Origin of the sequence: Nonlabens sp. YIK11 (genome assembly GCF_001413925.1) — a bacterium.
GTDB lineage: Bacteria > Bacteroidota > Bacteroidia > Flavobacteriales > Flavobacteriaceae > Nonlabens.
Genome location: NZ_LBMJ01000001.1, coordinates 3,173,823 through 3,187,034, shown reverse-complemented (window position 1 = coordinate 3,187,034; position 13,212 = coordinate 3,173,823). Strand labels below are relative to the sequence as shown.

Annotated in this window: 1 protein-coding gene (cut by a window edge); it reads left to right on the top strand. The window is 54.3% G+C overall.

Translation table 11 applies throughout. The annotated features are described in order from the left end of the window. A protein-coding gene (locus tag AAU57_RS14445) for a gliding motility-associated C-terminal domain-containing protein (RefSeq protein ID WP_156340236.1) crosses the window boundary here: on the top strand, nt 1-13,212 show its end. 16,395 nt of this gene lie to the left of the window's left edge; the window shows 13,212 of its 29,607 coding nt (coding positions 16,396-29,607); its start codon lies beyond the left edge, outside the window; it ends in the stop codon at nt 13,210-13,212.

Below are 13,212 nucleotides of genomic sequence, written 5' to 3'. Positions count from 1 at the left end.
GACTACCTGGATACCGATGACGACGGCGATGGGGTGGATACCCAATATGAGAACCCGAACCCGGACGGTGATGGGAACCCGGCTACGGGAGCTACCCAGGACACCGACACCGATACCGTTCCCGACTATCTGGACACGGACGATGACGGCGATGGGGTGGATACCGTATTCGAGAACCCGAACCCGGACGGTGACGGCAACCCCAACACGGGCGCTACCCAGGACACCGATGGAACGGAAGGACCGGACTATCTGGACACGGACGATGACGGCGATGGACTGGCCACGGCAGATGAGAACGCTGACCCCAATGGGGACAACGATCCGTCGGATGCACTGGATAGCGATTTGGACGGCACGCCGGACTATCTTGACGTGGACGATCTGGATGGTGATGGGGTACCGGACAGCGCCGACCTGGATGACGACAACGACGGTATCCTGGACAGCGTGGAGGACGCTAACCTTGATGGTGACGACAACCCATATACGGACCCTACGGACAGTGACGGTGATGGCATCCCGAACTTCCAGGATCAGGACGCCGATGGCGATGGGATCCCGGACAACGTGGAGGGCCAGACCACTTCGGGCTATACGGCGCCTGACGGCGTTGACGCTGACGGCAACGGGCTTGACGATGCGTATGAGAACACACCTGGATCCGGCGAGGGCATCAGCCCGGAGAACACGGATGGCGCGGACCAGCCGGACTACCTTGACACGGACAGTGACAACGACGGCGTACCGGATGCCACGGAAGGCTTCGACGTGAACAGTGACGGAGTGGCGGACACCCTACCGGCAGGCAGCGACCAGGACGGTGACGGGATCGATGACAACTTCGATACGGACCCGAACGCGGCCTACACGGACCCTAGCGGTAATGTAGTGGACGCGGCACCTGGCGTCGAGCTGAACAACACGGACGGCGCGGACGAGCCGGACTACCGTGATACGGACGATGATGGCGACAACGTACCTACCCTTGCGGAGGACGTGGATGCCGATGGAGACCCTACCAATGACGATACGGACGGCGATGGTACACCGGACTACCTGGACACCGATGATGATGGTGATGGCGTGGACACGGCCCTGGAGGACTACGATGGGGACACGGACCCTACCAACCAGGACACCGATGGAGACGGTACACCGGACTACCTGGATACCGATGACGACGGCGATGGGGTGGATACCCAATATGAGAACCCGAACCCGGACGGTGATGGGAACCCGGCTACGGGAGCTACCCAGGACACCGACACCGATACCGTTCCCGACTATCTGGACACGGACGATGACGGCGATGGGGTGGATACCGTATTCGAGAACCCGAACCCGGACGGTGACGGCAACCCCAACACGGGCGCTACCCAGGACACCGATGGAACGGAAGGACCGGACTATCTGGACACGGACGATGACGGCGATGGACTGGCCACGGCAGATGAGAACGCTGACCCCAATGGGGACAACGATCCGTCGGATGCACTGGATAGCGATTTGGACGGCACGCCGGACTATCTTGACGTGGATGATCTGGATGGTGATGGGGTACCGGACAGCGCCGACCTGGATGACGACAACGACGGTATCCTGGACAGCGTGGAGGACGCTAACCTTGATGGTGACGACAACCCATATACGGACCCTACGGACAGTGACGGTGATGGCATCCCGAACTTCCAGGATCAGGACGCCGATGGCGATGGGATCCCGGACAACGTGGAGGGCCAGACCACTTCGGGCTATACGGCGCCTGACGGCGTTGACGCTGACGGCAACGGGCTTGACGATGCGTATGAGAACACACCTGGATCCGGCGAGGGCATCAGCCCGGAGAACACGGATGGCGCGGACCAGCCGGACTACCTTGACACGGACAGTGACAACGACGGCGTACCGGATGCGACGGAAGGCTTCGACGTGAACAGTGACGGAGTGGCGGACACCCTACCGGCAGGCAGCGACCAGGACGGTGACGGGATCGACGACAACTTCGATACGGACCCGAACGCGGCCTACACGGACCCTAGCGGTAATGTAGTGGACGCGGCACCTGGCGTTGAGCTGAACAACACGGACGGCGCGGACGAGCCGGACTACCGTGATACGGACGATGATGGCGACAACGTACCTACCCTTGCGGAGGACGTGGATGCCGATGGAGACCCTACCAATGACGATACGGACGGCGATGGTACACCGGACTACCTGGACACCGATGATGATGGTGATGGCGTGGACACGGCCCTGGAGGACTACGATGGGGACACGGACCCTACCAACCAGGACACCGATGGAGACGGTACACCGGACTACCTGGATACCGATGACGACGGCGATGGGGTGGATACCCAATATGAGAACCCGAACCCGGACGGTGATGGGAACCCGGCTACGGGAGCTACCCAGGACACCGACACCGATACCGTTCCCGACTATCTGGACACGGACGATGACGGCGATGGTGTGGATACCGTATTCGAGAACCCGAACCCGGACGGTGACGGCAACCCCAACACGGGCGCTACCCAGGACACCGATGGAACGGAAGGACCGGACTATCTGGACACGGACGATGACGGCGATGGACTGGCCACGGCAGATGAGAACGCTGACCCCAATGGGGACAACGATCCGTCGGATGCACTGGATAGCGATTTGGACGGCACGCCGGACTATCTTGACGTGGATGATCTGGATGGTGATGGGGTACCGGACAGCGCCGACCTGGATGACGACAACGACGGTATCCTGGACAGCGTGGAGGACGCTAACCTTGATGGTGACGACAACCCATATACGGACCCTACGGACAGTGACGGTGATGGCATCCCGAACTTCCAGGATCAGGACGCCGATGGCGATGGGATCCCGGACAACGTGGAGGGCCAGACCACTTCGGGCTATACGGCGCCTGACGGCGTTGACGCTGACGGCAACGGGCTTGACGATGCGTATGAGAACACACCTGGATCCGGCGAGGGCATCAGCCCGGAGAACACGGATGGCGCGGACCAGCCGGACTACCTTGACACGGACAGTGACAACGACGGCGTACCGGATGCGACGGAAGGCTTCGACGTGAACAGTGACGGAGTGGCGGACACCCTACCGGCAGGCAGCGACCAGGACGGTGACGGGATCGATGACAACTTCGATACGGACCCGAACGCGGCCTACACGGACCCTAGCGGTAATGTAGTGGACGCGGCACCTGGCGTCGAGCTGAACAACACGGACGGCGCGGACGAGCCGGACTACCGTGATACGGACGATGATGGCGACAACGTACCTACCCTTGCGGAGGACGTGGATGCCGATGGAGACCCCACCAATGACGATACGGACGGCGATGGTACACCGGACTACCTGGACACCGATGATGACGGCGATGGCGTGGACACGGCCCTGGAGGACTACGATGGGGACACGGACCCTACCAACCAGGACACCGATGGAGACGGTACACCGGACTACCTGGATACCGATGACGACGGCGATGGGGTGGATACCCAATATGAGAACCCGAACCCGGACGGTGATGGGAACCCGGCTACGGGAGCTACCCAGGACACCGACACCGATACCGTTCCCGACTATCTGGACACGGACGATGACGGCGATGGTGTGGATACCGTATTCGAGAACCCGAACCCGGACGGTGACGGCAACCCCAACACGGGCGCTACCCAGGACACCGATGGAACGGAAGGACCGGACTATCTGGACACGGACGATGACGGCGATGGACTGGCCACGGCAGATGAGAACGCTGACCCCAATGGGGACAACGATCCGTCGGATGCACTGGATAGCGATTTGGACGGCACGCCGGACTATCTTGACGTGGATGATCTGGATGGTGATGGGGTACCGGACAGCGCCGACCTGGATGACGACAACGACGGTATCCTGGACAGCGTGGAGGACGCTAACCTTGATGGTGACGACAACCCATATACGGACCCTACGGACAGTGACGGTGATGGCATCCCGAACTTCCAGGATCAGGACGCCGATGGCGATGGGATCCCGGACAACGTGGAGGGCCAGACCACTTCGGGCTATACGGCGCCTGACGGCGTTGACGCTGACGGCAACGGGCTTGACGATGCGTATGAGAACACACCTGGATCCGGCGAGGGCATCAGCCCGGAGAACACGGATGGCGCGGACCAGCCGGACTACCTTGACACGGACAGTGACAACGACGGCGTACCGGATGCCACGGAAGGCTTCGACGTGAACAGTGACGGAGTGGCGGACACCCTACCGGCAGGCAGCGACCAGGACGGTGACGGGATCGATGACAACTTCGATACGGACCCGAACGCGGCCTACACGGACCCTAGCGGTAATGTAGTGGACGCGGCACCTGGCGTCGAGCTGAACAACACGGACGGCGCGGACGAGCCGGACTACCGTGATACGGACGATGATGGCGACAACGTACCTACCCTTGCGGAGGACGTGGATGCCGATGGAGACCCTACCAATGACGATACGGACGGCGATGGTACACCGGACTACCTGGACACCGATGATGATGGTGATGGCGTGGACACGGCCCTGGAGGACTACGATGGGGACACGGACCCTACCAACCAGGACACCGATGGAGACGGTACACCGGACTACCTGGATACCGATGACGACGGCGATGGGGTGGATACCCAATATGAGAACCCGAACCCGGACGGTGATGGGAACCCGGCTACGGGAGCTACCCAGGACACCGACACCGATACCGTTCCCGACTATCTGGACACGGACGATGACGGCGATGGTGTGGATACCGTATTCGAGAACCCGAACCCGGACGGTGACGGCAACCCCAACACGGGCGCTACCCAGGACACCGATGGAACGGAAGGACCGGACTATCTGGACACGGACGATGACGGCGATGGACTGGCCACGGCAGATGAGAACGCTGACCCCAATGGGGACAACGATCCGTCGGATGCACTGGATAGCGATTTGGACGGCACGCCGGACTATCTTGACGTGGACGATCTGGATGGTGATGGGGTACCGGACAGCGCCGACCTGGATGACGACAACGACGGTATCCTGGACAGCGTGGAGGACGCTAACCTTGATGGTGACGACAACCCATATACGGACCCTACGGACAGTGACGGTGATGGCATCCCGAACTTCCAGGATCAGGACGCCGATGGCGATGGGATCCCGGACAACGTGGAGGGCCAGACCACTTCGGGCTATACGGCGCCTGACGGCGTTGACGCTGACGGCAACGGGCTTGACGATGCGTATGAGAACACACCTGGATCCGGCGAGGGCATCAGCCCGGAGAACACGGATGGCGCGGACCAGCCGGACTACCTTGACACGGACAGTGACAACGACGGCGTACCGGATGCGACGGAAGGCTTCGACGTGAACAGTGACGGAGTGGCGGACACCCTACCGGCAGGCAGCGACCAGGACGGTGACGGGATCGATGACAACTTCGATACGGACCCGAACGCGGCCTACACGGACCCTAGCGGTAATGTAGTGGACGCGGCACCTGGCGTCGAGCTGAACAACACGGACGGCGCGGACGAGCCGGACTACCGTGATACGGACGATGATGGCGACAACGTACCTACCCTTGCGGAGGACGTGGATGCCGATGGAGACCCTACCAATGACGATACGGACGGCGATGGTACACCGGACTACCTGGACACCGATGATGACGGCGATGGCGTGGACACGGCCCTGGAGGACTACGATGGGGACACGGACCCTACCAACCAGGACACCGATGGAGACGGTACACCGGACTACCTGGACACCGATGACGACGGCGATGGGGTGGATACCCAATATGAGAACCCGAACCCGGACGGTGATGGGAACCCGGCTACGGGAGCTACCCAGGACACCGACACCGATACCGTTCCCGACTATCTGGACACGGACGATGACGGCGATGGTGTGGATACCGTATTCGAGAACCCGAACCCGGACGGTGACGGCAACCCCAACACGGGCGCTACCCAGGACACCGATGGAACGGAAGGACCGGACTATCTGGACACGGACGATGACGGCGATGGACTGGCCACGGCAGATGAGAACGCTGACCCCAATGGGGACAACGATCCGTCGGATGCACTGGATAGCGATTTGGACGGCACGCCGGACTATCTTGACGTGGATGATCTGGATGGTGATGGGGTACCGGACAGCGCCGACCTGGATGACGACAACGACGGTATCCTGGACAGCGTGGAGGACGCTAACCTTGATGGTGACGACAACCCATATACGGACCCTACGGACAGTGACGGTGATGGCATCCCGAACTTCCAGGATCAGGACGCCGATGGCGATGGGATCCCGGACAACGTGGAGGGCCAGACCACTTCGGGCTATACGGCGCCTGACGGCGTTGACGCTGACGGCAACGGGCTTGACGATGCGTATGAGAACACACCTGGATCCGGCGAGGGCATCAGCCCGGAGAACACGGATGGCGCGGACCAGCCGGACTACCTTGACACGGACAGTGACAACGACGGCGTACCGGATGCGACGGAAGGCTTCGACGTGAACAGTGACGGAGTGGCGGACACCCTACCGGCAGGCAGCGACCAGGACGGTGACGGGATCGATGACAACTTCGATACGGACCCGAACGCGGCCTACACGGACCCTAGCGGTAATGTAGTGGACGCGGCACCTGGCGTCGAGCTGAACAACACGGACGGCGCGGACGAGCCGGACTACCGTGATACGGACGATGATGGCGACAACGTACCTACCCTTGCGGAGGACGTGGATGCCGATGGAGACCCTACCAATGACGATACGGACGGCGATGGTACACCGGACTACCTGGACACCGATGATGACGGCGATGGCGTGGACACGGCCCTGGAGGACTACGATGGGGACACGGACCCTACCAACCAGGACACCGATGGAGACGGTACACCGGACTACCTGGACACCGATGACGACGGCGATGGATTCTTGACTGTCAATGAAGATGCAGATCCTAACGGTGATGGTAATCCTGATGATGCGATTGACAGCGATGCAAATGGAATACCTAACTATTTAGATCCTGATGTCGTTGACAGTGATGGCGATGGAATATTGGATAGCGTTGATATTGACGATGACAATGATGGTATTCTTGACGTTGTAGAAGGGACCGTGGACACGGATCTTGACGGAATCATTAATTCTTTGGATCAGGACTCCGATGGAGATGGAATTCCAGATAATGTTGAAGCACAATCGACAACAGGATACTTTGCTCCATTGGGAATTGATACTGATAACAATGGTCTTGACGATGCTTATGAAACTACACCAGGTTCTGGTGAAGGTTTGATGACGGTAGATACTGATATGGATCTCATTGCCGATTATATCGATATTGATAGTGATGTTGATGGTATTGTTGACGCTACTGAGGCATTTGATTTTGATTCTAATGGTATACCAGACATCGTTCCTTCCGGTAGTGATGTGGATCAAGATGGACTTGACGATTCCTTTGATGGTGATAACACTGGATATGGAGATCCTAACGGAAGTCAAGTGGTATCTAATCCATTGGATGATTTAGTAAATACCGATGGTGCAGATGATTTAGATTTTAGGGATACAGATGATGATAACGACGGCATCGCATCCATTGATGAATCCAACGACCCTAACGGTGATGGATTAGCAAATGATGCAAATGACGCTGACGGTGATGGAATACCAGATTATCTAGATCCAGACAATGCAGATAATGACGGCGATGGTATACCAGACAATCTTGATCTTGATGATGATAATGATGGAATCCTTGATAGTGTTGAAGGTGATGGTGACTTTGATAATGATGGCATCATCGATCGATTTGATCAGGACTCTGACAATGATGGGATACCAGACAATATTGAGGCACAGACCACAACTGGATATATTTTCCCGATAGGTATTGACTCAGACAGTAATGGACTTGACGATGTTTATGAGAGTACACCTGGCGCTGGTGAAGGCATTACACCGGTTAATACTGACGGTGACGGTAATCCCGATTATCTCGACGTGGATTCAGACAATGACAACGTGGACGATTTCATAGAAGCATTTGATTACAACAATGATGGTCTTCCTGATATCGCTTTCGCGGAAGCGGATATAGACAACGACGGTATTGACGATGCATTTGATGGTGACACCACAGGTTACTTCGATCCTAATGGTATCGTTGTTGAAAATGATCCTTTACTTGATCTGAATAATTCTGACGGTACTGATGATCTAGATTATCGTGATACAGATGATGACAATGACGGTTTACTGACATTTGATGAGAATCCAGATCTTGATGGCGATCCTAACACTGTCGATCCAGGAGATGCAGATGGTGATGGTGTACCAGACTATCTTGACTTCAACGACAATGATCAGGATGGTATAGGTGATGGTATTGACATCGATGATGATAACGATGGTATTCTGGATATCGTTGAAGGTACCGGTGACTTTGACAACGATGGTATTATCGATGCATTTGACCAAGACACCGATGGTGACGGTATCCCAGATAATGTAGAGGCTCAATCTACAACGGGATACATCGCACCTAGTGGTAACGATGCAGATGGAAACGGTCTAGATGATAATTATGAGTCGGCACCTGGAAATGGTGAAGGACTCACACCTAATAATGAAGATGGTGACGGTAATCCAGACTATACAGATATCGATTCTGACAACGATGGTGTGTTTGACTTTATAGAAGCCTTTGACTTCAATAGCGATGGTGTTAGTGATATCGCTTTCGCGGAAGCGGACATAGATCAAGATGGATTGGACGATTCATTTGACGGCGATACCAATGGATATGGTGATCCTAATGGATTACAAGTGGTTACAAATCCAGTGAATGACCTCAATGATAATGATCGTGACGCAGCCACTGGTGGACCATTGAATAATCTTGATTTTAGAGATGTGGATGACGACAATGACGGCATACCTACCGTGGATGAAGATTTGAACAACAACAATGATTATGCTGATGATGATTCTGATAATGATGGTATTCCTGATTATCTGGACCTTCCAGACAATGATCGTGATGGTATTCCAGATGTTGACGATCTAGATGATGACAATGACGGTATACTGGATAGTGTTGAAGGTACTTTAGACACAGATAACGATGGTATAATCGATTCATTTGATCTTGATTCTGATAATGACGGTATCTCAGATAACGTAGAAGCACAATCGACTGATGATTACAATGCACCATCAGGAATAGATGCAGACAACAATGGGTTGGACGATGTATACCAGTCTGGGCTAGGAGCTGAAGAAGGAATTACACCAATAAATTCAGATGGGTTAGATGTGCCTGATTATCTAGATAATGATTCTGATAATGATGGAGATTCCGACAATGATGAGGCGTTTGATGGACAAGTAGCCTTAGGAGATTCAAATAATAATGGACTTGATGATGCCTACGAAACTGTTGATGCGACTGATCCTTACGGCGATCCTAATGGTAACTTGGACAATGGAGCTGCAGATACCAATAATGATGATTTCCCTGCAACGGTTGAAGTTGATTACAGAGAAGCATTAGGTACAATCACAGGATTCGTCTTTGAAGATGTAGATGGTGATGGATCTTATGACGCTTCTGTCGATAATTTGTTCCCAATAGGAACTCAAGTAAATGTGACAGATAACGATGGAATCGTAACTACTGTAGATGTCAATGCCGACGGTAATTGGGCAGTAGTTGTTGCCATTGGAAATTACACAGTTGATCTTGATGAAACTACCTTACCAAATGCAGGAGTAGGTTACGTTTTAACTACCACAGGATCTGATCCTGAAACAGTAATTTCTGAATTCGGTAGGGTTAATTCAACCACGGCAGATGGTTACCAGGCCACTGGAACGATCACCGGCTTCGTCTTCAATGATGTGGATGGTGACGGCACCTATGATGCGTCGATCGACACCTTGTTCCCAGCGGGAACCGTAGTGAACCTGACGGACGCCAACGGAACGGTGACACCGGTAACGGTAGGCGCTGACGGCAACTGGACGGCAGATGTAGCTGCAGGCGACTATACGGTAGACGTGGACGAGACCACACTTCCGAACGGTGGTGCAGGCTTCAACCTGAGCACTACTGGATCAGACCCTGAATCGATCACGGTAGCTGCTGGAGCGACGGTGGAGACTACGGCAGATGGTTACCAGGCCACTGGAACAATCACCGGCTTCGTCTTCAATGATGTGGATGGTGACGGCACCTATGATGCGGCAATCGACACCTTGTTCCCTGCGGGAACCGTGGTGAACCTGACGGATGCCAACGGAACGGAGATACCGGTAACGGTAGGCGCTGACGGCAACTGGACGGCAGATGTGGCTGCAGGCGACTATACGGTCGATGTGGACGAGACCACGCTTCCGAACGGTGGTGCAGGCTTCAACCTGAGCACTACTGGATCGGATCCTGAATCGATCACGGTAGCTGCCGGAGCGACAGTGGATACGACGGCAGATGGTTACCAGGCCACTGGAACGATCACCGGCTTCGTCTTCAACGATGTGGATGGTGACGGCACCTATGATGCGGCGATCGACACCTTGTTCCCAGCGGGGACCGTGGTGAACCTGACGGATGCGAACGGAACGGTGACACCGGTAACGGTAGGCGCTGACGGCAACTGGACGGCAGATGTAGCTGCAGGCGACTATACGGTGGATGTGGACGAGACCACGCTTCCGAACGGTGGCGCAGGCTTCAACCTGAGCACTACTGGATCGGATCCTGAATCGATCACGGTAGCTGCCGGAGCGACAGTGGATACGACGGCAGATGGTTACCAGGCCACTGGAACGATCACCGGCTTCGTCTTCAACGATGTGGATGGTGACGGCACCTATGATGCGGCGATCGACACCTTGTTCCCAGCGGGAACCGTGGTGAACCTGACGGATGCGAACGGAACGGTGACACCGGTAACGGTAGGCGCTGACGGCAACTGGACGGCAGATGTAGCTGCAGGCGACTATACGGTCGATGTGGACGAGACCACGCTTCCGAACGGTGGTGCAGGCTTCAACCTGAGCACTACTGGATCAGACCCTGAATCGATCACGGTAGCTGCCGGAGTGACAGTGCAGACATTATCTGATGGTTATTTGATTGCAAATGATAATGACAACGATGGAATCCCTGATGATGTAGACCTAGATGATGATAATGATGGAATACTGGATACGGATGAGCCGGCAGGAGACAGTGATGGTGATGGTATTCCAGACAGTCTAGACATCGACAGTGATGGTGATGGTATTCCAGATAACGTAGAGGCACAGCCAACGGATGACTATGTAGCCCCAAGTGGTGTAGACGCCGATGGTAATGGAGTTGATGATGTGTACGACGCTGCCCCACTAGGCGCAGGAGTTGATACGGACAACGACGGTACTCCAGATGCGAGCGATCTAGATAGTGATGGTGATGGTACTCCAGATAATGAGGAAGCTTATGATACCCCACCAAGTGGATTAGACAGCGATGGCAACGGATTGGATGACCAGTACGAGACTCCAGACCCAACCGATCCTTATGGAGACACGAATGGTAACTTGGATGGAGGAGCGTCAGATACGAACAATGATGATGAGCCAACAACCCCAGAGGTAGACTATCGTGAGAGCCCTATCGACACAGATGGCGATGGTGTTCCAGATACAGCAGACCTAGATGATGATAATGATGGAATACTGGATACGGATGAGCCAGCAGGAGACAGTGATGGCGATGGTATTCCAGACAGTCTAGACATCGACAGTGATGGTGATGGTATTCCAGATAACGTAGAGGCACAGCCAACGGATGACTATGTAGCCCCAAGTGGTGTAGACGCCGATGGTAATGGAGTTGATGATGTGTACGACGCTGCCCCACTAGGCGCAGGAGTTGATACGGACAACGACGGTACTCCAGATGCGAGCGATCTAGATAGTGATAACGATGGTACTCCAGATAATGAGGAAGCTTATGATACCCCACCAAGTGGATTAGACAGCGATGGCAACGGATTGGATGACCAGTACGAGACTCCAGACCCAACCGATCCTTATGGAGACACGAATGGTGACTTGGATGGAGGTGCGTCAGATACGAACAATGATGATGAGCCAACAACCCCAGAGGTAGACTATCGTGAGAGCCCTATCGACACAGATGGCGATGGTATTCCAGATACAGCAGACCTAGATGATGATAATGACGGTATACTGGACTCGATTGAAGGTGATGTAGATTCTGATATGGACGGTATTATTGATTCTTTTGATCAGGATAGTGATAATGATGGAATTCCAGATAATGTAGAGGGACAATCAACAGGTGATTATATTGCTCCGTCTGGCGTTGATAGTGACGGCAATGGACTTGACGATGCCTATGAAGAAACTCCAGGTAGCGGCGAAGGAATCGATCCGGTTGACTTTGACGACGATGGATTGCCAGATTATTTAGATGATGATTCTGATGATGATGGTATTCCAGATTTCATTGAAGGATTTGATTTTGATAACGATGGTGTAGCAGATATCCTTCCATCTGGAAACGACGTAGACGGCGATGGTCTTGATGACGCATTTGATGGTGATAACAGTGGTTATGGAGATCCTAATGGTTCTGTTGTAGTTGACTCACCTGAAGATGATCTGAATAATACAGATGGTGATGACGAGCCAGACTATCGTGATATCGATGATGATGGTGATGGAATACTAACAGCTATTGAGGATGGAAATGGCAATGGAAACTTCCTTGACGATGACAATGATGCAGATGGCACACCAGATTATCTAGATGCAGACTTAAGGGATATTGAAATTTTCAATGTGTTGACGCCTAATGATGATGGTGACAATGACTTCTTATTCATAAGAGGTATTGAAAACTTTGAGAACAATGTCAAAATCTATAACCGTTGGGGAGTTGAAGTGTTTAATGTGGACGGCTATGACAACCGTAACAATGTCTTCAGAGGTATTTCAGAAGGTAGGGCTAACGTCGCACAAGGTGATTTACTTCCAGTAGGAACCTATTACTATGTGATTAGTTATGTCAATGACAATAACCAGACGATTGACCTAGCAGGCTACTTATACATAAATAGATAA